Annotated in this window: 23 protein-coding genes and 1 pseudogene; 7 read left to right on the top strand and 17 right to left on the bottom strand. The window is 62.4% G+C overall.

Annotated features, from left to right (window positions below):
• Positions 1 to 99 precede the first annotated feature (99 nt).
• Complete coding sequence (locus tag BKA07_RS07590; protein ID WP_245161876.1) at positions 100 to 1164, top strand: hypothetical protein; 1065 nt, start codon at positions 100 to 102, stop codon at positions 1162 to 1164.
• A 35-nt stretch (positions 1165 to 1199) separates the two neighbouring features.
• Here the strand turns inward: BKA07_RS07590 and BKA07_RS07585 are convergent, their stop codons facing one another.
• Positions 1200 to 3344, bottom strand: coding sequence for a catalase (locus BKA07_RS07585; protein ID WP_167950368.1), 2145 nt, complete (start codon positions 3342 to 3344; stop codon positions 1200 to 1202).
• Positions 3345 to 3493: 149 nt separating this feature from the next.
• Here BKA07_RS07585 and BKA07_RS07580 point away from each other — a divergent pair, with 149 nt between their 5' ends.
• Both BKA07_RS07580 and BKA07_RS07575 read left to right on the top strand, forming a co-directional pair.
• Complete coding sequence (locus BKA07_RS07580; protein WP_167950367.1) at positions 3494 to 3910, top strand: ChaB family protein; 417 nt, start codon at positions 3494 to 3496, stop codon at positions 3908 to 3910.
• A 76-nt stretch (positions 3911 to 3986) separates the two neighbouring features.
• The gene (locus tag BKA07_RS07575) at positions 3987 to 4487 is read left to right on the top strand and encodes a nicotinamide-nucleotide amidohydrolase family protein (RefSeq protein WP_209043898.1); all 501 of its coding nucleotides are present in this window, start codon (positions 3987 to 3989) and stop codon (positions 4485 to 4487) included.
• 36 nt (positions 4488 to 4523) lie between these two features.
• Here the strand turns inward: BKA07_RS07575 and BKA07_RS07570 are convergent, their stop codons facing one another.
• From BKA07_RS07570 to BKA07_RS07520, 12 genes and pseudogenes are all read right to left on the bottom strand, one after another.
• Complete coding sequence (locus BKA07_RS07570) at positions 4524 to 4889, bottom strand: VOC family protein (RefSeq protein ID WP_167950366.1); 366 nt, start codon at positions 4887 to 4889, stop codon at positions 4524 to 4526.
• Positions 4886 to 5845 carry a GvpL/GvpF family gas vesicle protein gene (locus BKA07_RS07565; RefSeq protein WP_167950365.1) on the bottom strand — a complete coding sequence of 320 codons (960 nt, stop codon included), beginning with the start codon at positions 5843 to 5845 and terminating at the stop codon, positions 4886 to 4888. Before BKA07_RS07565 ends, BKA07_RS07570 begins: the two co-directional genes overlap by 4 nt.
• Complete coding sequence (locus tag BKA07_RS07560) at positions 5769 to 6092, bottom strand: gas vesicle protein K (RefSeq protein ID WP_167950364.1); 324 nt, start codon at positions 6090 to 6092, stop codon at positions 5769 to 5771. The genes BKA07_RS07565 and BKA07_RS07560 overlap by 77 nt, the downstream gene beginning before the upstream one ends.
• Complete coding sequence (locus BKA07_RS07555; RefSeq protein ID WP_245161875.1) at positions 6089 to 7081, bottom strand: gas vesicle protein; 993 nt, start codon at positions 7079 to 7081, stop codon at positions 6089 to 6091. Before BKA07_RS07555 ends, BKA07_RS07560 begins: the two co-directional genes overlap by 4 nt.
• A gap of 287 nt (positions 7082 to 7368) precedes the next feature.
• A pseudogene (locus BKA07_RS19905) lies at positions 7369 to 7500 on the bottom strand (gas vesicle protein); the annotation flags it as partial.
• A gap of 112 nt (positions 7501 to 7612) precedes the next feature.
• Positions 7613 to 8080 (bottom strand): gas vesicle protein GvpO, encoded by a 468-nt coding sequence (locus BKA07_RS07545; protein WP_167950362.1) that lies wholly within the window; start codon positions 8078 to 8080, stop codon positions 7613 to 7615.
• Positions 8077 to 8331, bottom strand: coding sequence for a gas vesicle protein GvpG (locus BKA07_RS07540; RefSeq protein WP_167950361.1), 255 nt, complete (start codon positions 8329 to 8331; stop codon positions 8077 to 8079). The genes BKA07_RS07545 and BKA07_RS07540 overlap by 4 nt, the downstream gene beginning before the upstream one ends.
• A gap of 8 nt (positions 8332 to 8339) precedes the next feature.
• Entirely contained in the window at positions 8340 to 9092 is a 753-nt protein-coding gene (locus BKA07_RS07535) for a GvpL/GvpF family gas vesicle protein (RefSeq protein WP_167950360.1), read from the bottom strand.
• Entirely contained in the window at positions 9089 to 9508 is a 420-nt protein-coding gene (gene gvpJ / locus BKA07_RS07530) for a gas vesicle protein GvpJ (RefSeq protein WP_167950359.1), read from the bottom strand. The genes BKA07_RS07535 and gvpJ overlap by 4 nt, the downstream gene beginning before the upstream one ends.
• A gap of 32 nt (positions 9509 to 9540) precedes the next feature.
• The gene (locus tag BKA07_RS19575; protein WP_280712833.1) at positions 9541 to 9672 is read right to left on the bottom strand and encodes a hypothetical protein; all 132 of its coding nucleotides are present in this window, start codon (positions 9670 to 9672) and stop codon (positions 9541 to 9543) included.
• A complete protein-coding gene (locus BKA07_RS07525; RefSeq protein WP_167950358.1) occupies positions 9656 to 10339 on the bottom strand; it encodes an SRPBCC family protein in 684 nt (227 codons plus the stop codon). Before BKA07_RS07525 ends, BKA07_RS19575 begins: the two co-directional genes overlap by 17 nt.
• A 178-nt stretch (positions 10340 to 10517) precedes the next feature.
• Positions 10518 to 11315 carry a hypothetical protein gene (locus BKA07_RS07520; RefSeq protein ID WP_167950357.1) on the bottom strand — a complete coding sequence of 266 codons (798 nt, stop codon included), beginning with the start codon at positions 11313 to 11315 and terminating at the stop codon, positions 10518 to 10520.
• Positions 11316 to 11691: 376 nt separating this feature from the next.
• Between BKA07_RS07520 and BKA07_RS07515 the strand changes: the two genes are divergently transcribed.
• From BKA07_RS07515 to BKA07_RS07505, 3 genes are all read left to right on the top strand, one after another.
• Entirely contained in the window at positions 11692 to 12216 is a 525-nt protein-coding gene (locus tag BKA07_RS07515) for a Dps family protein (protein WP_167950356.1), read from the top strand.
• Between the two features lie 860 nt (positions 12217 to 13076).
• Positions 13077 to 15887, top strand: coding sequence for a choice-of-anchor G family protein (locus tag BKA07_RS07510; RefSeq protein WP_167950355.1), 2811 nt, complete (start codon positions 13077 to 13079; stop codon positions 15885 to 15887).
• 584 nt (positions 15888 to 16471) lie between these two features.
• Positions 16472 to 18634: a choice-of-anchor G family protein gene (locus tag BKA07_RS07505; protein WP_167950354.1), complete on the top strand. Its 2163-nt coding sequence runs from the start codon at positions 16472 to 16474 to the stop codon at positions 18632 to 18634.
• A gap of 167 nt (positions 18635 to 18801) precedes the next feature.
• Here BKA07_RS07505 and BKA07_RS07500 read toward each other — a convergent pair whose 3' ends face one another.
• On the bottom strand, positions 18802 to 20334 hold the full coding sequence (locus BKA07_RS07500; RefSeq protein WP_167950353.1) for a deoxyguanosinetriphosphate triphosphohydrolase family protein: 1533 nt from the start codon (positions 20332 to 20334) through the stop codon (positions 18802 to 18804).
• A 111-nt stretch (positions 20335 to 20445) separates the two neighbouring features.
• On the opposite strand from BKA07_RS07500, the gene BKA07_RS07495 reads away from it, so the two are divergent.
• Entirely contained in the window at positions 20446 to 20622 is a 177-nt protein-coding gene (locus BKA07_RS07495; protein ID WP_167950352.1) for a hypothetical protein, read from the top strand.
• A 9-nt stretch (positions 20623 to 20631) separates the two neighbouring features.
• On the opposite strand, the gene BKA07_RS07490 is transcribed toward BKA07_RS07495, so the two are convergent.
• The 3 genes from BKA07_RS07490 to BKA07_RS07480 all read right to left on the bottom strand — a co-directional run bounded on the left by BKA07_RS07490 (position 20632) and on the right by BKA07_RS07480 (position 24614).
• Positions 20632 to 21321: an aminoacyl-tRNA hydrolase gene (locus tag BKA07_RS07490; protein WP_167950351.1), complete on the bottom strand. Its 690-nt coding sequence runs from the start codon at positions 21319 to 21321 to the stop codon at positions 20632 to 20634.
• Positions 21322 to 21367: 46 nt separating this feature from the next.
• Positions 21368 to 23734 (bottom strand): FAD-linked oxidase C-terminal domain-containing protein, encoded by a 2367-nt coding sequence (locus BKA07_RS07485; protein WP_167950350.1) that lies wholly within the window; start codon positions 23732 to 23734, stop codon positions 21368 to 21370.
• A 130-nt stretch (positions 23735 to 23864) separates the two neighbouring features.
• Positions 23865 to 24614 carry an FAD-binding oxidoreductase gene (locus BKA07_RS07480; protein WP_167950349.1) on the bottom strand — a complete coding sequence of 250 codons (750 nt, stop codon included), beginning with the start codon at positions 24612 to 24614 and terminating at the stop codon, positions 23865 to 23867.
• Between the last annotated feature and the right edge of the window lies 1 nt (position 24615).

Below are 24615 nucleotides of genomic sequence, written 5' to 3'. Positions count from 1 at the left end.
ATAGAGGGCTTGTTGCTGCGCGTTCACATTTCTATTCTGAGGATGGGCCGATGGGTCCGATGCAATGAGTCCTCGTGGTCCGGGATGGAGAATGCACAGATGGCCGAATCGACAACGAGGTCATTGCACGTGCTCATCATTGCCGATCCCGGGGCCGCAAGCAGGCGGATAGACACGCTCAAAAGCGAGTTCGAAGAGGAGCTGAGACAGGTCTTCGAAGCCGAAGTCCAGGTCGAAACGTACGCGCGGACTGTAAAGGTGCAGCCGGATCATCAGTTGGAGATGTCGACCATAGACTCGTTCATCAGCAACTATCGCAACGTCGACGTGGTTCTCATGCTCACGGGCATACCCCGCCACACTTACGGGAAGCCATTGATCGCCGAGGTGCTCGCCGACAGGAAGATCGCCGTCATCTCGTTCCCCACATTGGGCGCGTGGGTGTCGAAGCAACGAGTGCTGAAAGTGCTGACAAGCTGCATCAACCAGCTCGTGTCCTACGGCCCGCCCGCTGAATCGTACCCATTCATGCCGCGCTGGGGGCACTGGTCCGATAAGAGCGATTCGGGACGTCAGACACTTCATGCCCACACAATGACAGGTGGTCCGCGTCTCGTTCTGGGGATGGCCAGCGCCAATGATCCCATGCGGATGGCCTCGAAGCTGTCCCGCGCGCTGGCGGCGGCCGCGGCCACCGGGGCGTTCGGCATCTTCTACAGTTCCATCTGGCAGATGTCTCATTACCTCTCGACCGCGCGGCTGATCTCAATCGGCCTGATTGCGATCGCCGTCATGGTCGTCTGGCTCATCACGATCAACCGCTTGTGGGATCGGCCCGTTCGCGAGCGTTTGACTCCGGTCGTCTTCTATTACAACCTGTCCACCGTCCTGACACTGCTCTTGTGCGTCGTGTGTCTGTATGTGCTGCTTGTCACCGGGATCCTCGTCGGAAGCCTCATCGTCATCGACCCGGAGTTCATGAGCCGAACCATCCGAGCTCCCGCGACCTTCGGCAGCTATCTGGACATCGCCTGGCTCAGCGCCGGCCTGGGCGTCGTCGCCGGCGCCCTGGGGTCGAGCTTCGACTCGGACGTCGACATCAAGAACCTCACCCACGCCCAACGACTGCGCATGCGCGTCTATTCGGAGGATGAGTCGGGCTGAGCCCCTCCGCAGTCACACATCGGGGTCGTCCGCAGTCACATATCGGCACGCGCCCAGGCACGGTGCTCCGCGAGCGCTTCAATCACCTGCCGCGTCGCCTCGTGGGGCTCGTCTGAACAGAATATCCCGGGATCGCCGAGCCCGATGCCCGGTTCTTCGAGCAGGATTTCGGCATTGCCGCAGGTGGCGATGGCCTTCAGGTGGCGCCACGCTTCGGAGATCAGCACGTCGACCTCTGTCGAGGATTCGATGCCCTCGGTCAGGACGACGGCGTCGAATTCCACCGAACGCATCGTAGCGTAGGTGCGCTCCACGGCGACCGAGGTGCTGCCCTCCCCCAGTCTTCCGCCTCTTGGGGCGACGAGCAGCGGAACCATCCCAGCCTCGGCAACAGCGGCCCGCACCGTTGTGATCTGGTCGAAGGGGGTGTCCGCAGAAGCGACGATTCCCACCTTCCTGCCTGCCACGGGCCATCGCCTGCCGATCTGGGACAGAGCGGGGCTCGCGGTGACTCCGGGTGCCCGGTCGTCGGCCTCCGGGGCCTTGAGACCCAAACCGGTTGCCACTGTTTCGCAGAGTTCGCGATCGATTGCGGCGAGGTTCTTCACTTCTCGGCGTCGGATGGTCTCTTCGTAGCACTTGCCGAGTTCGAAGATGAACGCATCCGCAAGGTGCTGACGTTCGATCCCGGTCAGGCTCAGCCAGAACAGACGTGCCTGGCTGAAGTGGTCGTCGAAGGATGCCGAAGCGCGGCGTTCCTTGACCGATTCTGCGACGGGCTGCGGAACATCGATGAGCGCGTGCTCGTCTTCGGTGGAGAAGGGGTTTCCTCCGTCGAGCGAATTCGGTTTGTACGGTGCCACACCTTGATGGACCGCTGTTTGGTGCATTCCGTCGCGAAACATGTCGTTGACGGGGCACCGGGGGCGGTTGATCGGCAGCTCACTGAAGTTCGGACCGCCGAGGCGGGTCAGCTGTGTATCGAGATAGGAGAACAGCCGCCCCTGCAGCAGGGGATCATTGGTGACATCGATTCCCGGCACGAGGTGGCCCGGGTGGAAGGCCACCTGTTCGGTCTCGGCGAAATAGTTCTCAGGGTTCCGATCAAGAGTGAGCCTGCCCACCGCCCGGACCGGAGCAAGCTCTTCGGGCACGAGCTTCGTGGGATCCAACAGGTCGATGCCCTCGAACATTTCGTCCTCGGAGTCGGGCATCACCTGCAGCCCCAACTCCCACCTCGGATAGGCTCCGGCTTCGATCGCATCGGCGAGGTCACGGCGATGGAAGTCCGGGTCGAATCCGTTCACCAGCTGGGCTTCCTCCCAGAGCAGGGAATGGACACCGTTCTCCGGTTTCCAATGGAATTTCACCAGTGATGTCTCACCGGCAGAGTTCTGGACGCGAAACGTGTTCACGCCGAAGCCTTCCATCATGCGCAGCGAACGGGGTATCGCGCGATCAGACATCTGCCACATGGTGTGGTGGGTGGCCTCGGTATGCAGCGACACGAAATCCCAGAACGTGTCGTGAGCGCTCTGTGCCTGTGGGATCTCGCGATCCGGGTGCGGTTTGGCCGCGTGCACGATGTCGGGAAACTTCAACGCATCTTGGATGAAGAAGACGGGAAAGTTGTTGCCGACGAGGTCGAACACCCCTTCAGAGGTGTAGAACTTCGTGGCGAAGCCCCGTGTGTCTCGAGCGACATCGGGTGAACCGCGTGATCCGACGACAGTCGAGAAGCGTGTGAATACCTCGGTCTCAGCCTCTGCTTGGAGGAATCCCGCCTTCGTGACGCTGCTCGCGTTCCCGTATGAGACGAATGTGCCATGAGCGGCGGCACCGCGGGCGTGAACGACCCGTTCGGGGATGCGTTCGTGATCGAAGTGGGTGATCTTCTCTCGCAGATGGTGGTCCTGGATGAGCACCGGGCCGCGGGCACCGGCCTTGAGCGAATGGTTGGTGTCGGGCAGTCTGCCGCCTTGGGCCGTCGTGTGATAGCGACCTTGCTGCCCTTGCGCATCCTGCTCATCGGCACTGGTTGCCCCCGTGGGAGTGGTCGGCCTCGGACCGCTCTGGTCGGGCTTTGCTTCGGGCGGCCCTTGGGGGCGTTGCGGCTCGTCGAAGTCCGGAGTCGACGACGCCGGTTTTCCGGGGATGAACGGGCTCTCTTCGGATGACATCTTTGCAATCCTCACCTCGGCGCTTGTGGCTGTTCTGGGTCACGCTATGACCAGGCGCAGGCGCCGACAAGCCCCCTTACGGGGCTCACACTTGTGGGTTATCCTGACGGCGATCGTGACCTCGACATGCGTGAGGAGATGTGGTCATCGTGCCGAAAACCACCCAGTCCGGAAAGCCCAAGAAGTCGGAACTGCCATCGACCCTGGCGAAGTCGGGCCGCAAGGCTCAACGCACGTTCGCCAAGGCATACGACTCGGCAATGGAGGAGTACAACGACGAGAAGCGCGCACATCAGGTGGCCTATGATGCGCTGAAGCACACATACGAGAAGGTGGGCGACAGCTGGGAGCCCAAGAGTTCCTCCGGACCCTCCGATGCACAGAGCGCCGGGGGCAAGCACACGAACCGGAAAACGGCTGGCGGCATCGATGTGAATGCGTCGAAGGACCACCTGTACACGCAGGCGAAGAAGCTCAATATCTCGGGCCGGTCGACGATGACCAAGAAACAGCTCGTCGACGCCCTTGAGAAGGAGAGCAATCGCGAGACCAGCAAGAGTTCGTGAATGACTGCCGCTGTCTCCTGACCCTGTTCAAGGCGGTGGCCCGGGCCATCGTCTTGAACAGGCTTAGAGTACGCACGTGACCAACCACAATGAGCACGAGAACAACGCCGCCGAGATTGCCGAGAGTCTCGCCGAACTGTGTGGTGAACACGGCGTGCGCGTGGCTGTCGCCGAGTCGCTCACCGGCGGTAGGATCTCCAGCCAACTCGCGGCCGCTTCCGGCTCGGCCGACTGGTTCGCCGGTGGCGTGGTGGCTTACTCGAGCGAGGTCAAACATGAGCTGCTGGAGGTACCACCGGATGCGGTCATTTCCCAGGCGTCGGTCGAATCGATGGCCCGTTCCGTCGCACGAATGATGGACGTCGACGCCGCCGTAGCCGCATCCGGTGCGGGCGGGCCGGTCGGCCAGGACGGGCAGGAGCCGGGGACTACGTGGATCGCTGTGCTCGTCGGCGACGAGGTGCGGTCGGAACTTCACAGATTCCAAGGGGACCCGATCGACATTCTGGCCCTGACCGAGGAACGGGCGCTGACGATGTTGCTCGAGTCGCTGTCCAGTCGATTTCGACAGAGCTGACCACGAACCGTGAGCAGCAGCTCCGTCGTCCGAAAGTCAGCTCAGCACAAGGCAGAACGGGCGTCCGATCGGATCGGCATAGACCCGAAAATCCGGATGCTCGTCGGAATCATCGATCAACTTTCCACCCGCGGCCTGGACCGCAGGTTCGGCGTCTTCATAGGAGTCGACCCGGATGTCGATGTGCGCCTGCAACGGGATCGTGTTGTCCGGCCAGGTCGGGGCGGTGTAGTCATCTGCTCTTTGGAAGGACAGAATCTTCCTTCCTGACGGCTCGAAGAGGTTGACCCAGTCGGTGTCCTCTTCCGGAGAGACATAGCCTCCGAGGAGAGCTTGATAGAACCTGGCGTTTTCCACGGGTACGGGGCAGTCCATGGCTGTGGTGTTCAGAGTACCGATCATCGTTGATCCTTCTTCCCTCGTATTGAGTCAGTCCGTTGCCCATCATAGTCGGCCATCTCCGCGGCGGAATCGGACATATCCGCGAACGAGTACGGCGGCCAGGGGCCCAGAAACCGGATCGCGATGGCAGGTTGCTCGTTCTGAATGGCTGTGAGTTCGGCCCCGAGGTTCTGGATGCCGGGCTCCGCGACCAGGCATGAGGCCATGAGGATGGGAGTCTGCCCTGACTCGCGAGCCGGTGCCCGGTACTCTTCGATGTCCAAGCACTGTTCCGCGATCCGAGCTCTCATGGCGGGATAGAGATCGTCGGCAGTTCGATCGGCAAGTTCTTTCTCGGTTTTCTCCACGCGCTTCTCGAGCAGACGCCGAACCCCTGCGGGTCGGTCAGCCATTTCAGCTTTCATGCCGCGAAGCTCCTCGCTGCTGTCCACAAAGGTGCCCCGGTCGAGAGAGATCTCGACGCGCAGCTCCGAGGTGCCGCCCAGCTCGCCCAGACGTTTCGACAGCGATGCCTTCTTCCCCTCGAGCCATCCTTCAAGCTGCGTCGTCGCAGATGCACCCGAATCGGTGTCGGGACGAACGATCACATTGAACGACACCGGAAGTACACTTCCGGCACTCTTCCACCCGTCCTCGATGACGTCGCTGTGCTCAAGGATCCACCGTTTGACATCGTCGTCAGGGCCATCGTAAGGGCCCCACTGTGCGTATGAACCACCGCTCGCGGACCGTCCGCGTCGCCGACCATGTGCAACGGCGAACCGTCGATCCCCGTGACCGTCGGAGCGTAGCCCCCGGAAGACACGATTGCGTAGACATAGAGCTTGGGCGGCACATGGTCGGTGCCCGAAGCCCCGTCCGCGGCCACGATGCCTTCTGTCATTGAATGTCCTTCGCGTTCTCTTCGGCCCATCTGCTGGGGTTGATGAGCTTGTCGACGACCTCGTCGACGACATCGTCGAGTCCGCGATGCAGATCATCGACGGAACCGGTGATGCCGTGCTCCGCCTTGATCTGATCCATCGCCTCATCGAGTTCGAGGAGTGCCTCGCCGAGGCGGTTCTGCTCTTCCTCGGTGAGGTCTCCTCCTTCCATCCGTCGCACAGCTTGAGTCTCCAGTGCTTCCTGGATCACCTCGACGAGGGTGACGACCAAGGTGAGAACGCCGTGTTTGAGGCTCTCCTCATCCACATTCAGTGTCATGGTTCTCCTCCATCATTCTTTCCGTGGGCGGGAATCGGCTGGCCAGCCGTGTGCTGCCGGGCCGTGTGCTGCTGGGCCGTGTGCTGACCGGCCGTGTGCCACTGCTCGAGTTCGTCGTGCCAGTCCCCGATGTCGTCTGCGGCCAGACGCACCGTGGAATCGTCTGTGTCGAAAACCAGGATGCGTGGTGCATCGGTGGGGTTGTCCTGGTGCTCCCAGCGCAGATTCTGCAGTTGGCCAACGGGGACTCTCACCAGGGCACGGCTGTCCATCGGAGACTTCCAGACAAGCTCCTCCCCCGTCAGGCTGGCTTCGCCGCCCCGCCATGTTCCTCCTGTCGATAGAGTCTCCAGATACCACATTCGGCCCCGTCTCAACGGCTGGGCAGGATCACTCAGGCGATCAGAGGACGTCTCAAGTGCCGCACCTCGTTGCTCCTGCACCAGGGTGATCAGGCGCTCGGGTTCAAGAGCAGACAGCTTCGATTCGCTGCCGTCATCGAGCCGGACGAAGATTCTGGTGCGCTCCTCACCCCCGATCGACGGTTCCCGCAGTGCGGTGATGGATTCTATCGAACTCAACGTCGCCTGCCACAGGGTCTCCGCCGGGTCGCGCCTGTGGATGATCAATCGCTGCGAAGTGAGATAGGCACTGCCGGGTCTCCAGGTGCGGTAGAAATTGTCCTGGTAGTGCCCGCCGGCCATCTTGGCAAGAATCTCTTCACCGTCGGCCAGCGGCAGATGTGCATGCACCGACCGCTGAACCCATTCCCGGGTCTCCTTATCCCATTGGCGCATCATCCCGTATTCGAGCATGGTCTCGATCCCGGCGATAGTCGCGCGCAGATTCACTCCGATGAGCGGAATGTCTGCGACGGAGATGATGAGATCGAGGTTGAGGTACACCCCCTTGTTGAGGAGCACTTCGATGAGGTCGGGCAATGTCGCACGAGGATCGCGGGTGGGTTGCATGATCGCGTCGTCGGCCATCTGTGCCCTATTCGCCGTCGGACGAGCGCTCGGAACCCGCAGAGTTCCCCAGAGGACCGCTTGAGCGCTGCTGATTCGCCCGCCTGCACACGTTCGGAATGAGCACTCCGCCAACCGCACCACGGGCAGTACTCGTTCATCAGCTGGGCCAGCTCGGCACGTTTGCCGCATTCCGGGCAGGTGTCCTTCTGTTCGATCGCTTCTTTCCACGCCACTGTGTCCCTGTCGGTGCCGGCGGGGAAATCCAGGCCGTAGCGAGCTGCGGTTTCGAACGAGGCGAGAGCTGCTCTGATGCGAATTCCGAGAAGCTCCACACCTGCCACCGAGACCATGATGTCGGCGTTGAGAACGAGGCCCTTGTCCAGCAGAGTCTCCACCACGTGAAGGAGCGTTCCCTCTTGGCTGCGCTGTGGCTGCATCGCGCTGTTCGACTGGTTCATCATGCTCATGTCGTCGGACTCCTATCGGCTGCGGCCTCTGTGCCGAGTGGGTATGGAAGGTGGTCCGACCGGGTCGGACGGGGCGGACTCATCACTCGGTGGGCCGTCCACGGACGTAGCGGTCCTGTCTGCTGTAGGAGAGGAGCTCGCCCTGTGCGTCGAGTTCGACGTCGTATTCGGCCAGCAGATCCGCGGTGTCGGGAATTCGCCGCGATTCCACGACTTCCAGCCGTACCGCCCAATGGTCCTCGTCCCATCTCGTCCCGACCACGGATTCGGGGGCTCTGCCGCTCAGGGTGCTGAATTGTTCGACGGCCTTCTTGACTGCGTGGACGGCGGAGACCCTGCCCCCGGCCGCCCCGTTCTTCGTCTCCTTGGTTTTCGACCTCGTGGGCCGTGTTCGAGACGATGACTCTGCCGAGGAGGACCGGTGTGATGATGCACCGGACGATGCCTGTCTTGGGCTTCGCTTCTCGTCGCTGCCCTGCTCAGCCTGTCGGTCCGCGGACACTTTTTTGTCGTCTGCGGGTTTCTCTTCTGTACTGGCCTGGTCGCTCATTGGTTCTCCTTCGAATTTCGTCGACGGGTGGATTCAAGCAATCGGGCAACAAGCTCGCGCTCAAGATCATCGGCCTCGTCTTCGCTGATTGCCCCGGATTCTCTGGCCGCGGACACCTCTTCCAATTGCCTCCGAATCGCGCCGGGGTCGTAATAGCGTTTCTCAGCTTCGTCGCGAACCTGTTCAGCGACCCAGACAGTGCCTTTGAGCGGGGCCAAGGGTGCGCCGACGATCGCCGAAAAGAGTCCCATGACGTCTCCTATATCTCCGGTACGAAATCGTAGGGGGCCTGCGGCCCAACGAGCCGAAACCGCAAACGTTTCTGATGAGTCTCTGCCAACCCATCGACGAGGTCGTTGAACTTCGGGATCGCCTCGTGACGAAGGAGCACCGCCACCTCGGTGACGTCTTCGGCCTGCCCAGACTCACGTTCTGACATGTCAGCGACGACGGGTTCCAGTTGCTCGAGAATCGGCGGAGCTTCGGAGGCCTTCCAGCTCTCCATCGTCTTCACTATGATCTCGCCGAGGCGGATGCGCTCTGGCCGCGTCTCGTCCTCGTTCGTGCCGACGATCCTCCCCCTCAGCTCAGCAGCTTCAGGGTTGTCGAGAATGATCTCGCCGAGAATCGTGTCACGGTCGTACCGAGCCAGAAGGGTGAACTGCGCATGCCCTGACAGCTTCTCCGAAGCCTCGGTGTACTCGGCTTCGCGGGGGGCGAGTACCTCGCCGCCGATGTCTGTATCCCCCGGGACCACGGTCGCGAAAGTGAGAGGAAGAATAGGCTGCGAGGTGGCAATCCCGTCGAGCACCTCGATGTGGGCCCTCAGGTCGTCTGGGGTGCCCAAAATGTCGGGCTCGACGAGATCGGACACCACTGCCGCCAGCCTGCCTGAGTTGACGGTGTGCAATTGGCCTGCTTGCACACCGTCAACTCCGCTCGGCAGTCCGCTGTCGTTCAGGACGATGCCGTACAGGTATTTGTCGCTGTCAGCGACAGTGTCTTCACTCACTCGGACTCCGAGGAGCTGCGGGCGGGCCGTTTGGTCCGCCGACGTGTTTTCTCCTTCTCATCGTCAGAATCGTCATCGGACGTCAGCGCATCCTTGATGCCTTCAACCGCCCCCTGGGTTTTCCCCTTGGAGCCGTTCTCCATCATGCCGCCCATCATCTCCGGCAGATCCCGACCTCCCCGCTGCGTCAGGTCGAGACGATTGGTCGCCTCGGCGAAGCGGAGATAGGTGTCGACGCTGGCGATGACGATGCGAGCGTCAATGGTCAGAATTTCGATGCCGACGAGTGAGACCCGAACATATGCATCGATCACAACCCCCTTGTCGAGGATGATCTCGACTACATCGGCAAGTGAACTCGAGGAGGGACGATCGACATAGCTGCCGCGTGAGCGTTCAACGGTTCCTGTACTCATTCTCACTACCTACTTTCCATTGAGGGCGACGCTCAGCGTCCACCCTGGTCTTCGGTGGATTCTTCGTACTCTTCGGGTTCGTCATCTTCGTATTCGCCAGGTTCCTCCTCGGCGAGTTCTTCCTCCTCGGCTGGCTCTTCTGCCTCTTCAGCAGGGTCCTCCACGTCCTCGGCCGACTCCTCGTCGACGTCCTCGTCGGCTGGCGCGTCGACCGGCTCGCCCTCTTCGGGGTTCGCCTTCCGCAGGTTCACCTTCGTCTTCCTCAGGTTCTTCCTGGTACTCCTCGGGCTCGACTGCGTCTTCGTATCCGTCGTCGGCGTCCTCAGCCTGTGACTGTTCCTCTTCGAGGGCGTCTTCGTGTGAAGTGACGACTTCGCCATCGCGAATCTCGCCGCGCCATCCTTCGACAGCCTCCTGATCGAGGATCGTCTGTGTCATCACGTGATGCACGAAGAACTTCAGCTCAAGACGGAAGCGGCGTGGAACGGTGAACCAGAGAGCTCCGACGCCTTCCATGAAGCCTTGTTTGTGGTATTCGCCGACCGCGATGATGCGAGTCAGCCGTGGGGCGACTTCGTGGAAAGACACGCTGCCGCTGATGTAGCCCTTGTCTCCGGTCGACTCCCACACGATGTGCGAATCCGGAACCTGCTCGGTGATCGTGGCTTCCCACGTGCGGTGGGACCAGACTGCCTGGCCCTTGACGCTGAGTTTGACGTCGTCGCTGCGCTCGACGTTCTCGACCTTCTTCATGAAGTCGGACCAGTCCTCGAACGATGTGAACGCGTTGTACGCCACCGACAGCGGGACCCCGACCTCGGCCGTCTCCACGATGTTCGAGAATTTGAAGTCTCCAGAACCTCCGGAACCGCTCGAACCACCCCCGAAGACGCCCTTGATCTTGTCTTTGGCGCCTGCCGTGGCCGCAGAGAGAGCCGCCTTGGCAGGAGACTTGCCTTCGGCGATCTCCTCGGCGCCGGCCTTTGCCGCCTCTCCCGTGGAACCGTCGTCACCGACTCCGTCGAATCGGTCGGCGATCTTGTCGACCTTGTCTCCCGCGGAGCTGAGAGCTTTTCGACCGAGGGTTTTGGCGTACTCCTGAGCTTAGTGCTTGAGACCGCCGAAAATTGAGTCCTCCCTCATCGGTCGCCTCCTTGGACTTGCGAGAGGTGGAAGGCTTCTTCGCCGCAGCCGAACGCTTCTTCGTCGACGAAGTCTTCGACGCAGTCGACTTGGATCCGGCGCCACGTGCGGTGCTCGTGGTCTTGGACGTTGCGCCCTTACGGCTGGAGGAACTGCTCGAGGACGAACGCTTGCGTGGTGCCGACTTCTTCGGTGGCTCTTCCTCGGCAGCCGGCTCTTCGACGTCTTCTGTCTCGGACTGCTCGTCCTCCGCATCGACCGCTGCGTCATCCTCCGGAGCATCCGAGTCGACGTCTGCGGCTTCCTCCTCGCCGGAGTCCTCAGGCTCCTCTGAAGTGGGGTCGAGGTCCTCAGCGGTCGCGTCCAGCGTCGCCTTCATCTTGTCGGTCTGATCCTGAAGTCTGGCGCTCAGCTGATCGACGCCTTTTGCGGCCATGGCCTTGGCCGCACTCTTCCCCGAGTCTGCCAGACGACCCGTGACCTTCTCCTGCAGGCTTTTGAGCTCTGGTGACGAGTCCGCGAACTCCTTCAATCCTCCGATGAGGTTGTCGCGGTTCTTTACAGCAGTTGACCCAGCGACCGAAGAGGCGATGGTCAGGGCCAACCCCAACTTCTTCGTTCTGCCCAGCATGTAGCCCGCGAGTATCAGGCCTGTGATTTTCATCTTGTTGTTCACTGGGTACCTCCGAATCTGTGCGCACAGCGCATGTAGCAATCGGACCCTTGAACACGGTGAACTGACATCCCAGCCAGTATGGATACACCATGCCGTGTCGCAGTAAAAATAGATCTCCCGAGACGGCTGGTCGGGGTGCCTGTACCCCGGCTGTCGCTTGGGACTGTCGCAGATTCCTGACTGCATCTGCCGACTTCTGATGTGTGTCGAAGCCGAGAGCGATCTGCTCTTGATCAATATTCAGCCCGGCCACCCCAGATCCGTCAGGGGGGGGCAGGATTGTTCTGAGGGGGCTTTCAGCCAGCGGCTCACCCGGTTATGGTGGTCTTCTACTCCGGAACTCGGAGAGATTGGAGCGAATTTCATGACAGAGTCAGTCACTGTTCCTCAGCCGCACGGCTCAGAGAAGACTCAGCGCGAGAACGCTGAAGGGGGTTTCGTCGCTTCTGACGCCCTGACAAAGAATCTGCAGGGAGTCCTGGTCGACTTCATCGCGTTGAGCCTCACCGCCAAACAGGCACACTGGAATATCGTCGGCCCTAACTTCCGAGATCTCCATCTCAACCTCGACGAGGTGGTGAGCATCGCTCGCGCCGGGAGCGACACCATGGCCGAGAGGATGCGCGCGCTCCACGCCTCTCCGGACGGAAGACCAGCGGTGGTCGCCGAACAGACCAGTCTGCCAGTCTTCCCAGACGGTGAGATCACCACTCACGACGCGATCGACCACATGGTCAAGGCCGTTGAGTCCACGGTCGCAACAATGAGGAACTGCCACGACGAGGTCGACTCCGCCGACCCGACGACGGCAGACCTCTTCCACGAATCCATCGGACAACTCGAACAGCAGGCCTGGTTCATCAGTGCTGAGACTCGCACACCCAAGTGAGTCAGTGACCTGAACTGATCGGCTCGCGAGCCCCACCTGAGTATCCACCAGGTGGGGCTCTTCTACGTCGCATACGGGTTCGACCTGGACCAGTCCGTCTCGAACCAGAAATTCGACGCCGGAGTTGTGCCGGTCTGGTGGGCTGCGCCGATGACGGCGCATCGCCTCCCCACGCCCACGCTTCACCCCCTCTTGTCTGCTGTCATGGATGCTCTGGCTCTATTTCGCTCGTGTTCACGGTGCAAGCAAGAAACTGACAGCTTTCTCCAAGCTTTGCGGAGAGCCGGTCGGTCCCCGACCGTCCAAATCCCGAGCAGCTCACCGCACCTGGGTCACGTTTCCAACAGAAACGTCATGATTTCAATTACTCCTCCGCGACCAAAGCGGAAAGGGCAAAATGACTCACGGGGCGCGGAATCCAGGAGCCACTCTTCAACCACACACGAAGCCCCACTCCCAGACACTCGCCCACAGCGAGACCGCTACATGGTTCTCTGATAAGGCATTACGCACGGACACGCAAGCCAGGACGCCACGGTCGACAGCGACACATTCAACTGGAACTACAGAACTGTTCGATCACAGCCAGTTGCGAACTACAGACAATTCATGGTTCCACGGCACTCCGGCTGCCCAGGTTTGTAACGAGACCATAACTTTCTCCGTGATTCTGTGATTACTTTTTTGTTACTTAGTAATGTTGTGAGGGATCTGCCAGGAGACTGCCTGTTTCCGTCCAGCGGATGCTCACGTTCCTAACGATGTGGAGAAACATGAAGATGCTGCGAGGCCGGCAATCGACCGGTCGCAAAATAGCTGTCGGAGGCGTTGCCGCCGCCACAGCGCTCGGGCTCACCCTGATGACAACGTCACCAGGCGCCGCCGAAGAACAGAACCCCGCCGAAGATGCTGAGGCCTTTGGCCAGCTCATCGACGCTTCGCTGCTTGAAGAGGACGCTGTCGAAGCGCTGTCTGCCTACAGCAGCTCGCCTTCGAGCGAGGAAGCGGACACCACTCCTCTCAACCTCGAAGTGCTGCAGACTCTCGGAATTGAACTGCCGGGACTGAGCCTTCCGCTGATCAGCGAAGAAGGCGGAGACGGCCTGCTCGACCTCGGCAACGCCGGAGCGCTCAACGCCTACGGTCATGCCCCGGCTTACAACGAAGCCAAGGCCAGCGCCGGTGCCGTCGGTTCCGACGGCGCTCTCAACCTCGACGACATCAACAACGGTGAGTTCGGCAACGCCAATGTCGATCTGACGGCTGTCCTCGGACAGCTCGGCCTCGACGGAATCACCGATGAGATCGTCGACGAACTCAGCCTGGAACTCGGCGCGATCGCTTCAACTGCTGACAGCAACGGCGAAGCCGATAACTCCGAATACGTGGTTGCAGACGGTATCCTGACGGTTTCGAGCCCCGCAGTCAGTGACATTTCGAGCACTCTCACTGAGCTCGTTGACGGCACTGGAGAAACTCTCGAAGAGGTCATCGGCGACGAGGGTCTCGTCAATGATCTCGCGGGCCTCGGCCTAGACATTGACGTACTGGCGGCGGCGGTCGAGATCGGCGGAGAAAACACCACCGTGACCGTGGAAGTTCGCGATGCGCTCAACAGCGTCGTCGAGAACGTCATCAATGAGGCGCTCGAAGATCAATCAGGCATCGTCTCGATCGATCTCGAGTCCGGCGACATCAAAATTGATCTCGCGAAGATTGTCGAGGGCGGAAACGGCGAAGACCTCAACGGCCTCGACCCAAACACTCAGGTCCTGACCTCGGACACGATTTCGAAGATTACAACCGCAGTGGCCGACGCTCTAGGCGAACTGACCGGCAAAGTCACAGAAACCATGACTGAAGCGCTCAACGAGGTGCACCTCGTCATCGAGCTGCCAGCAAGTATCGAGCTGCTTAATGTCGGAGCTGCTAACGGCAAGGTCACTGTGGACGCCACCCTGGGGCAGCTGGCAGGAACAGACAACACGGATCCGATAGTGGATACCGACCTCTCGCTGCTCGGAGTGCCTGTCGGAACAGTGCTCAATGCCATCACTCAGCCGCTGATCACCGCGGTTCTGAATATCACCGAACCGCTCGTCGGCGGTATCCTCACGGCCACCGTCGACGAGCTGTCGGGCTCAGTCACCGGAATTGTCGATCCACTGCTCGACAACCTCGACCCCGTCTTCGGTGCGCTCAACCAGGTGGTCGAACTGACGATCAACGAGCAGCCGACTCTGAAAGACCAGGAGAGCCAGGTCAAGGGCGATAACGGTCCAGGATTCACCGTCAGCGCAGTGAGCCTTGAACTTCTACCGGGTGTCGATCCGGACGGTGACGCAGCCCCGCAGGCCGCCGTCAGCGTTGCCGACATCAACCTCGCCTCCTCCTCGGTGCGTGCGACCGATGAGGCGCCGGAGGAACCAGGCGACGAAGATGCGAACACCAACGCTGCAGCTTCGGCCGCGGCCTCGGCAGACGCTGACGACGATTCCAATGCTTCGGCTCAGGTAGCAGCACAGGCTGCGGCTCAGGCCGATGCCAGCACTGACGAATCAGCAGCCGCTGATGCCACTGCAGAAGCAGCGGCAGAATCTGCGGCAACTGAAGATGCGTCGTCTGAAACCTCCGCTGATGCGACTACCGAGACAAACGCCTCGGCAAACGTAGCAGCAGAGGCAGCATCGAACGCTGACAACACGGATGCGACTAACGCAGACACCAATGCAGCAGCAGACGCAGACCCGGCAGCAGCCGCCAGCGTGGCTTCGAACGCGGACTCGTCTTCCGAAGCCTCGGCAGCAGCCGCGGCCGACGCAGATGATTCGGCAGTCGCTGACGCTTCCAGCGAATCGGATGTCAATGCCAATGCATCGGCCTCAGCATCAGCTTCGGCGAACGCTGACAACAACGAAAACGCCGTTGCAGAAGCAGCCGCACAGGCTGCCGCCACTGCCGACGCCGACACCACGGCATCTGCCGCCGCGGACGTCGACGCCTCGGCAGCGGCAGAATCAGCAGCAACCGAAGATGCGTCTTCCGAGACCTCTGCTGATGCGACCACCGAAACAAACGCCTCGGCGACCGCAGCAGCAGAGGCGGCAGCATTCGCTGATGCCACCGAAGAGGCAAACGCAGACACCACCGCAGCCTCAGACGCCAATGCCGCAGCAGCGTCTGCAGTAGCCGCGAACGCGGACTCATCTGCCGCGGCTTCGGCCGAAGCAGCAGCCAACGATGAAACTGACGCTGCAGCAGAAGGCGACGACTCCAACGTCGACACCACTGCCGCTGCAGATGCCGATGGCGCAGAAGCCGACGCCGACGGTGCAGCTGCAGAGGCTGACGCTGACGGCGCCGAAGCAGAGGCCTCGGCTTCTGCAGACGCCGATGGTGCGGAAGCCAGCGCGTCTTCCGACGACGATGCTGACAAGGCATCTGCTTCGGCAGACTCCGATCAGTCGGCTTCGACGAACGCTTCGGCCAGCTCGAACGCCTCGGCCGGTTCGAGCACGAACGCCGCTGGCAGCAGCGACGGTGGGGATCTGCCACGGACAGGTGCCGACGGCGCTCTGACCATGGTCGGCTTCGCCGCCCTGCTCATCGCAGGTGGTGCCGCGGTAGTCTTCGGAACCCGCCGCTACCGCGCCTCCGCCGGTAGGAACTGATACACAAGACACTCAGCCACTGAGCTGAGCGCCTGAACGGCGGGGTCGGAGCGAGAGCTCCGACCCCGCCGTTCTTCTCATTCATTTCGCCGCCTGCGGACGCTACGCCACTCGCCAATGTTCCACACCGTGAACAACAGCTGATCTACTCACACGAAGTTGAGCAGCTAATGGTTACTCTCTGGTAATTACCGACACGCACCTTGTGACAATTCTTTAATATTACGCACGATGAGTCGACCGATCGCCCCACACGGGTGTCCATCGTGCCACTCGCATCTTGAAACATAAGGAAGAATATGTGTTCAGATACCGGACAGGCGCTTTGCCCAGGATCACCGCCGAACGACACGATGGCGTTGCCGGTCCACGACCGGCCAGACCCATGAAGCGTTCGCTTTTAGTTCATTTTGGTCACTCGAACCCGAGGTCAGGCCCGGTCTGTTACATTCTCGTTATATCTCTCATGACTTACGCATTATTCTCCAATGACCTTGTAGGCTGAGCTGCGGTCGACCGGAAAACACCTTGTCACCTTGTACGTAATAACCGTCGGTCGATCTCACAAATGGAAGTGGAGAAAGATGAAGAAGCTTCGGAACGGGCAGCCGCCCGTGCGTAAGATCGCGGTCGGTGGCGTAGCCGCAGCCACCGCGCTCGGTCTCACCGTTATGGTCACGGCGCCCACCGCTGCCGCCGAGCAGAACCCCAATGAAGATGCTGAAGCGCTTGGACAGCTGGTCCAGTCGGACATCCTCGACGAGCAGCTCATCGATGCCGCGGGCGCATACAGCAGCTTCCCCAGCAACCCCGAGGAAGCCAAGACGCCTCTCAACGCAGAAGCGCTGAACGCGATTGACCTGGACCTCGGCGACGGCGTCTCGCTGCCCGTCATCAGCCAGCCCGACGGCGACGGTCTCATCAAGCTCGGAGAAGCCGGAGCTCTCAACTCCTACGGCTATGCCCCCTCGGCGGACAGCGCCAAGGCCAGCGCCGGCGCAGTCGGCAAGGATGGCGCTCTCAACGTGGACGACGTCAACAACGGGGACTACGGAAACGCCGAAGTCGATCTCACTCAGGTCCTGAGCCAGGCCGGAATCGACGGAGTCACCGACAGCATCGTCGATGAACTCTCGCTCTCGCTTGGCGCTGTTGCCTCGACCGCAGAGGCGAACGGTGCCGAGGATCCTTCCTCCGAATATGCTGTCGCTGACGGTGTCATGACCGTCTCCAGCCCGGCAGTCGGCGGACTCTCCGACTCGCTCAACGAAGTCGTCGACGGAGCCGGCGGCACCCTCGACGACGCCATCGCCGAAGAGGGCCTCGCTGACAAACTGGGTCAGGCCGGCATCGATGTCAAGACGGGCCTCGCGGACGTCAGCCTCGGCGGCGACGACACCTCCGTCAACGTCGAAGCTCAGGACGCCCTCAACAGCGTCGTCGAGAACGTCGTCAACGAGAAGCTCGAGGACGACGCGGGCATTGTCTCCATCGACCTCAAGAACGGCGACATCAAGATCGACCTCGCCAAGGTCGTCAAGGGTGAGAACGGCGAGGATCTCAACAGCCTCGATCCCAACACTCAGGTGCTGACCTCCGATTCCATCGGAAAGATCACCGACGCAGTTGCCGATGCCCTCGGCTCACTCTCCGGCAAGCTCAACGAGACCGTCAAGGACGCGCTCAACGAGGTCCGCGTCGAGGTCTCCCTGCCGGCAAAGGCCACAGCAGCGGGTATCCCCGCAGCTGACGGCAAGGTCGACATCGATGCGACCCTCGGCCAGCTCGCCGGATCCGGTGAGGGCGATCCGGAGATCACGACGGACCTCAAGCTCGCCGGTATCGACATCGGCGAACTGCTGAACTCGCTCACCGGTCCCCTGCTTGAGCAGCTCCTGGCGATCACCCAGCCGATCACCGGTGGAATCCTCGATTCCACAACCGAATCGGTCACCGACGGAATCACCGGCGCCGTCGATCCGGTCCTCTCCGACCTCGACCCCGTCTTCGAAGGTCTCAATCAGATCGTCGATCTGACGATCAACGAGCAGCCCACGAAGCGCGATCCTGCTGAGGACAGCAACGTCAAGGGCACCGACGCCGATGGCTTCACCGTCAACGCCGTCAGCCTCGAGCTGCTGCCGGGAACACCCGCACCCAACAGTGCTCAGTCCGCGCCTCAGGCATCGCCTCAGGCATCGCCTCAGGCCGCTGACGCAGTTGCCGACATCAACCTGGCTTCCTCCTCGGTCCGTGCGACCGATGCCGATGAAGCACCGGGCGATGACGCAGATGCTGACGACTCCGCTTCTGCCGATGCCGATGACTCGGCCTCCGCAGACGCCGATGATTCCGCATCCGCAGATGCAGACGACTCGTCTGCTGCCAACGACGATGCGAACTCCTCGGCTGATGCCGATGACTCGGCGGCAGCCAACAACGATGCCGATGCATCGGCTGCCAGCAACGACGACGCGAACGCTTCGGCCAACGCGGATGACTCCGCCGCTGCCACCGCTGACGCAAACGCCTCCGCTGACAGCGACAACGAGGCCAACGCCTCGGCGAATGCTGACAACGACGCCAACGACAGCTCCAATGCGAATGCATCGGCTGCTGCCGACGGTGGCGACCTGCCGCGCACCGGTGCCAACGGCACCCTCGCACTCGGCGGACTCGCTGCTCTGCTCGTTGCCGGTGGTGGAGCCGCGATCTACCTGACGCGTCGCCACCGTGCGGGCCTCTGAGACCTAGTCTCATAACCGCCTGAACGGCCACGGCCGCGTGAACGGCGGGGTCGGAGTGAGAACTCCGGCCCCGCCGTTTTCATGTCTGAATGCATCAGCCCGAGAAGTCCCAGCGCCCGGAGGAGTTCTCAGCCCGAGAAGCCCCAGCGCCCGAGCATCTCAGAGGCTCACAGCCCGCGTCCGGCCTCCCACGGCTCCTCGGAGGCGCCTGTGATGAGAGCGTTGACGGACATCGCCTGCGCATCGGTGAAGGAGGCGATGTAGTCGACGACCGCCCGAGCCCGTCCCAGCCGAACGATGGCGGAGGAGCCTTCCTCGCCGAGGCTGGCCGGGTCCCTGTCATAGAGTTCCTGGTACTCCTGCGTGGCCGCCTCGACGGAATCGAGCAGACGACGAGGGATCCGGGACGCTTCCTCGGGGTCGCGCAGCCATTCGTGGAAGCCCTCGACCAGGGACGCGATGATCCGCGTCTGGCCTCGCTGATACACGGCCAGGTCGGAGCGTTCGAGGACGAACCTCGAGTGGACGAACTTCAGCACGACCACATCGTGCCAGGTGGCGTCGGACAGTCGCACATGCCCGCTGCGGACATGCGGGTCGAAGTCGACGACGATGGAGGCCTTGAGCCGATCGATCCACCGTCGGGTGAATGCGGTCACGGCCCGGTCGGCTTCCAGTCCCCCGTCATAGGGCACGGCGAGCAGCCCCTCGACGAGGTCCCGGTTGACCCGCTGCACCGACTGCCGGAACGCATCCTCGTCGGCGATCCAGGGGTCCTTTGCCTGGATGTGGCGCCACATCGACTCGAGTGCATGTCCCGGCCTGCGCCGGTCCAACTCGGTGTCATGCAGCGCGGCGAGTTCCCGACAGTCACTCAGCCACCGGCTCATCTCCGCGGAGACGCTGGTGTACTGGAGAACGTTGGACCGGTAGAAGTCGTCGAGGTCATGGACCGCGTAGGCGATGTCATCGGCGACATCCATGACCGCACACTCGAGCGTCTGCTGATACCGACCGATCCGCGGGAATGTCGAGAGCGCATCGTGCATCTCGGCCGTCTCAGGCATATAGGCGGAGAACTTCATCGCCCCCTGTGACACCTCGTCGCCGACGCCGCGGGGCATCTCGGCCGAACTCAGCCGCTGCTGCGTGGCCCAATCGCTGCGCGCCCACGGGTATTTGAGGACCGCGGCCTTGACCGCCCGTGTGAGGTTGAGTCCCCGCGCCGTGGCATCGCAGCTGTCGAGTGCCGTGAGGATGCGGAAGGTCTGCGCATTGCCCTCGAACCCGTCCGGCAGGCGCAGCGTGGACTTGGCCACACGATCAAGCTCCTTCTCGCCGAGGTGGCCGAACGGAGGGTGGCCCAGATCGTGGGCTGCGGCGGCAGCTTGGACCACCACCGGATCGCACCCGCCGAGTTCGTCGAGGAGACCGCGGGTGCGCTCATCGGAGTTATTCAGCGTGATAGCGATGGAGCGGGCTACGGCGGAGACCTTGAGCGAATGCGTCAGCCGATTGTGGATGACCGTTCCCGAACCCGCCTGCGGGATGACCTGGGTGACGGCGGCCAGGCGGGAGAAGAAGGGGGAGAATCGGATCCTCTCGATATCGACACGGAACTCGTCCTCGCCCGGTTGGCCCGCCTCGGCGACGTCCCGGGTCCGTCCACCGTCGTTGTGAAGTTTCGCTCTCTGGGTCATAGTGCTCCCCAGCCTACAGACTCACCAGACCTTGGCCCGGACGAGGCCGAGACCTCTTGAGACTTCGATCACAGTGGCGTAACGTCATGAGCACCATAGGAGGTGAGTTCGATGACTGGAGTCAACGAAGATTTCTACCAGCCGGGAACCCACCCGGGCGACATCATCGACGTCTGGGATGAGGAAGCCGGCGAGATGGTCAAGCACATGATCATCCTCGACGAGTTCGGCAACGGTACGAAGACTCGTCCCCTGTCGGAGGACGAGAAGGCCGAGGCCGAGGAGTAGCCCCGGCCCTCACCACCACGCGCGCACGGTCTCGGTTTCCCCGTCGACCTCGGTGAAGCCTGCGTCAACGACACTGACCGGTCGGTCGCTTCTCGCCCACTCGGCCTTCGTCGGCGTGACCACGCGCAGACTGAAGTCGTTCTCCCGCCACCGGTCGCGAGCCTCGGCGGGCATCTGCTCATAGGCCAGCTGTGCCCCATGACCGCACTGTGCCGCCGCCTTCCCCGTCGTCAGCGTCACCAGCGGTGAGAGTTCGATGGTCACGACCGCCTCGGCGGCCGGAATCGACGTTTCGCCTTCATCGGGGAATTCGGTGCCGCCGACCTGCAGCTTCTTCAGCTCCTTCGGCAGGGGTTCGACCGGCCCGGGAGGGAACACGAGCGCCTCGGCGGGTCCGAAATCGTCAGTGCCGCCGAAGGTGACATCCACACATCCCAGGGCCCGTGCGTCCTCGAGCTTCTGGCCGTCGCCGCGGCGGACGACCTTGCGGATCGCTCCGTCACGCCAGTATTCGACGGCCTCGTGCCACTGCCCCTCCGGCTGTGAGCGAGGGTCGTCGAGGAAGGCGACAACGGCTCGCGCAGCGGCCTCGACGACATCGATGTGGCGGGCGATGTTCGTCTTCGACCGCCGGACCACGATCGGCAGAGACCAGGGAATCTCGTGATCGTATTCGTGTCTGCGCATGTGCTCGGTCATGGTCACAATCCTAGCCAGCACGATCGCACCGGCGGAGTCTGCGGCCTCAGTTCTCCGCAGTGCGCGCCGAGGACGCCTTCGCCGAGCGCGCCGTGACCGCCTTCGCGGGTCGCGCCGTGACCATCTCCGGTGGGCGCGTCGAGACCGTCACTGCGTGGTGGAGCAGCTCGACGATGTGCTGCGGGGCGCGATCGGTCAGGTGTTTGATCTGTTCGCTGCAGCTGAATCCGTCGGCCACGATCACCGTGTCGTCGGACTCCGCTCGGATGCGCGGCATGATCTCGCGTTCTGCTGCACGCACGGAGATGTCGTACTTCTCCCCCGCTTTGAAGCCGAACGATCCGGCCAGACCGCAGCAGCCGGCATCGAGGACCTCCAGATCCAGTCCGAGGCGGCTGAGCAGGGCACGATCGGCGTCGGTGCCCATGACGGCCATGTGGTGGCAGTGCATCTGCACCAGCGCCTTCTTCCCGTCGAATTCATCGATTCTGGGCGGCTGATAGTTCTGACGTTCGAGGAACTCCGAGAGCATGTATGTCTGCTGGGCCAGACGCTTCGCATCCTCGTCGTTGGGAGTCAGCCCCACGAGTTCGTCCCGGAAGGCGGCCACGCAGCTCGGCTCGACGCCGATCACCGGGACCCCTGCGCGAATGTCGTCGCGCAGTGTGTCGAGAATCTGAACCCACATCTTCTTGGCCAGCGTCAGCATGCCCGAGTCGTACAGCGGACGACCGCAGCACAGAGGCCGCGGCGGCAGCGACACCTCGTATCCTGCGTCCTCGAGCACAGCGACGGAGGCTTCGAGGTTGTGGGACTGAAGGTAGTTGTTGAACGTGTCCGGCCACAGAATCACTCGGGTGACGTCGAGGGGCGACTGCGGACCGTGGGGGTGGCTTCTGCTGCGGCTCCCGTGCTGCTGCATCTGCGGAGTGGCATAGCCTGCTGCGGCAATTTGCGAGCTTCTGTTGTGCAGCGCGGTCTCACCGTCATGGGTCCGTCCGGTGCCTCCCCCGGTTCTGCCGCCGGGAACGTCGCGGTGTGCCTTGCGGAATGTCGTTGAGAACGCCCTCCGGAACTCGGGGATGTCGCGCTGCTGCGCAATGCCGCCGCCGAACTTGATCGCATCTGTCACGACGGGAGCATGCGCGATAGCGTTGACCACCTTCGGCAGTCTGGTGGCGATGCGCGCCCACCAGTAGATGAGGGGCACTGAGTATTCGTTGCGCGGACGGAGTCGTCCCTTGTAGTAGTGGGCGAGATATTCGGCCTTGTAGGTCGCCATGTCGACGTTGACGGGGCATTCGGATTTGCACGATTTGCATGACAGGCACAGGTCCAGGGCACCGTGCACGTGGTCGTCGCGCCACAGTTTCAAGGATTTGCCGCGCAGCATCTCGAACAGCATGCGTGCGCGTCCGCGTGTGGAGTCCTCCTCTTCGCGGGTCGCCATGTAGCTGGGGCACATGAAGCCGGTGTCGGTGTTGCGGCATTCGCCGACGCCGACGCACCGGGACACGGCCTTGCCGAAGTCGCCGTCGTCATCGGGGAAGGCGAAGTGTGTGCTCACCGGCTTCAAGTGGGCGTCGGGTCCCATTTTGAGGTTCTCCGTCGGCGAGTAGGGGCGCACAGCCTTTCCCGGGTTGAGCTTCCAGTCCAGGTCCCAGATGTGTTTGAACCGGGCGAAGGCGTCGATCAGCTCGTCGCCGTACATGATGTCGAGCAGGGCCGCCCTCGCCTGCCCGTCTCCGTGCTCTCCGGAGATGGATCCGCCGTAGCTGGTGACCAGTAGGGCGGCTCTGGTGAGGAATTCGCGCCACTGTCGCACGCCTTCGGCGGTGTCCAGGATGAAGGTGATGCGGCAGTGGATGCACCCCTGCCCGAAGTGTCCGTACAGGGACGCCTGGTAGTCGAACTCTGTCAGGAGGTCCCTGAAGTCGCGCAGATAGTCGCCGACGTCCTCGACCGGCACGGCGGCGTCTTCCCATCCGGGGTGTGTCTCACGCATACCGGGCACATGCGAGGTCGCGCCCAGGCCGGCTTCGCGAATCTGCCACAGTTTCGCCGCTTCCCATTCCTCGTCGAAGATCTTGGTGCTGCGCACCGTCTCCTGGTTCTGACAGCCTGAGACGAACCTCTCTGCCTGCTCGTGTGCATCGTCCTTGTCGTCGGAGCCGAATTCGACGAGGAGATACCCGCCGCCTTCGGGCAGCAGTTCGATGTCGTCGGGGTGCAGGCCCTTCTTGCGCATGAACTCGATGAGTTTGGCGTCGATGCCTTCGCACGCGACCGGTTTGTATTCGCGCACCATGGGCACCGCGTCCCCGGCACTCGGTGCGTCGTCGAATCCGGTCGCGACGAGCACGCGTTCGGGCTTGGCGTCGATGAGCTTCACCTTCGCCCGCAGAATCGTCACGCAGGTGCCTTCGGTGCCGACCAGAGCCTTGGCGACGTCGAAGCCGTGCTCCGGCAGGAGCCTGTTGAGGTTGAAGCCCGAGACCCGTCGCGGGATCTGGGGGAACTTGGTGCGCAGGTCCGCGATGTGCTCATCGCGCAGAGCCTTCAGCTGTCCCAGGATGCGCCCCCCGCGCGTCCGCCGTCTCGATCGCCGCGTCCAGTTCCTCGGCGCTCATCGAGCCGACGGTGAACCGGTCGCCGTGGTAGGTCAGCACCTCGAGTTCGAGCACCTGGTCGGCGGTGAGCGCACCGGGGCCGTAGAACTCGGACATGATCGAATGTGTGCCGCACGAGTTGTTCCCGATCATTCCGCCCAGGGTGTTGCGGCTGTGGGTCGACGGGTCGGGTCCGTAGGTCAGCCCATGGTCCGATGCTTCATGACGCAGCCGGTCGAGGTTGCATCCGGGTTGGACCCATGCCGTCTGTTCCTCGGCGTCGATCGATTCGACTGCGTTGAGGTACTTCGAGAAGTCGATGATCACGGCGACGTTCGTGGTCTGGCCTGCGAGGCTGGTTCCGCCGCCGCGGGTCGTGATCGGCACGTCGTGGTCCCGGCACACGGCGACTGTGCTGACGACGTCGTCGAGGGTGCGTGGCACGACGACTCCGATCGGCACTTGACGGTAGTTCGATCCGTCGGTGGAATAGGCTGCCCGGCTGCCGTCGTCGAAGCGCACTTCCGCGTTCGTGCGCTCTTTCAGCTGCGCGTCGAGCTTGCGCACGGTCGAGGACCGGTCCCGTGCCGTGGCGGGTTCGGAGACGGTGGGCATGCCGTCGAACTGGATGGGCAGAGCCGCCGCCGTCGCATCGGCGGTCCCGCTGTGGGCTGTAGTGGACATG

This window comes from Brevibacterium marinum (genome assembly GCF_011927955.1).
Lineage (GTDB): Bacteria > Actinomycetota > Actinomycetes > Actinomycetales > Brevibacteriaceae > Brevibacterium > Brevibacterium marinum.
This window is presented reverse-complemented; position numbering and strand designations above follow the sequence as displayed.

What these genes read in the sequence shown, in the direction of transcription:
- BKA07_RS07480 (WP_167950349.1), bottom strand. Translation starts at nt 24,614, where the DNA reads ATGTCCACTACAGCCCACAGCGGGACCGCCGATGCGACGGCGGCGGCT.
- gvpJ (WP_167950359.1), bottom strand. Translation starts at nt 9,508, where the DNA reads ATGAGTACAGGAACCGTTGAACGCTCACGCGGCAGCTATGTCGATCGT.
- BKA07_RS07565 (WP_167950365.1), bottom strand. Translation starts at nt 5,845, where the DNA reads ATGTCGTCGACGAGGTCGTCGACAAGCTCATCAACCCCAGCAGATGGG.
- BKA07_RS07560 (WP_167950364.1), bottom strand. Translation starts at nt 6,092, where the DNA reads ATGACACTGAATGTGGATGAGGAGAGCCTCAAACACGGCGTTCTCACC.
- BKA07_RS07495 (WP_167950352.1), top strand. Translation starts at nt 20,446, where the DNA reads ATGACTGGAGTCAACGAAGATTTCTACCAGCCGGGAACCCACCCGGGC.
- BKA07_RS07490 (WP_167950351.1), bottom strand. Translation starts at nt 21,321, where the DNA reads ATGACCGAGCACATGCGCAGACACGAATACGATCACGAGATTCCCTGG.
- BKA07_RS07585 (WP_167950368.1), bottom strand. Translation starts at nt 3,344, where the DNA reads ATGTCATCCGAAGAGAGCCCGTTCATCCCCGGAAAACCGGCGTCGTCG.
- BKA07_RS07520 (WP_167950357.1), bottom strand. Translation starts at nt 11,315, where the DNA reads ATGAAAATCACAGGCCTGATACTCGCGGGCTACATGCTGGGCAGAACG.
- BKA07_RS07540 (WP_167950361.1), bottom strand. Translation starts at nt 8,331, where the DNA reads ATGGGACTCTTTTCGGCGATCGTCGGCGCACCCTTGGCCCCGCTCAAA.
- BKA07_RS07510 (WP_167950355.1), top strand. Translation starts at nt 13,077, where the DNA reads ATGACAACGTCACCAGGCGCCGCCGAAGAACAGAACCCCGCCGAAGAT.
- BKA07_RS07590 (WP_245161876.1), top strand. Translation starts at nt 100, where the DNA reads ATGGCCGAATCGACAACGAGGTCATTGCACGTGCTCATCATTGCCGAT.
- BKA07_RS07505 (WP_167950354.1), top strand. Translation starts at nt 16,472, where the DNA reads ATGAAGAAGCTTCGGAACGGGCAGCCGCCCGTGCGTAAGATCGCGGTC.
- BKA07_RS07570 (WP_167950366.1), bottom strand. Translation starts at nt 4,889, where the DNA reads ATGATCGGTACTCTGAACACCACAGCCATGGACTGCCCCGTACCCGTG.
- BKA07_RS07555 (WP_245161875.1), bottom strand. Translation starts at nt 7,081, where the DNA reads ATGGCCGACGACGCGATCATGCAACCCACCCGCGATCCTCGTGCGACA.
- BKA07_RS07545 (WP_167950362.1), bottom strand. Translation starts at nt 8,080, where the DNA reads ATGAGCGACCAGGCCAGTACAGAAGAGAAACCCGCAGACGACAAAAAA.
- BKA07_RS07515 (WP_167950356.1), top strand. Translation starts at nt 11,692, where the DNA reads ATGACAGAGTCAGTCACTGTTCCTCAGCCGCACGGCTCAGAGAAGACT.
- BKA07_RS07500 (WP_167950353.1), bottom strand. Translation starts at nt 20,334, where the DNA reads ATGACCCAGAGAGCGAAACTTCACAACGACGGTGGACGGACCCGGGAC.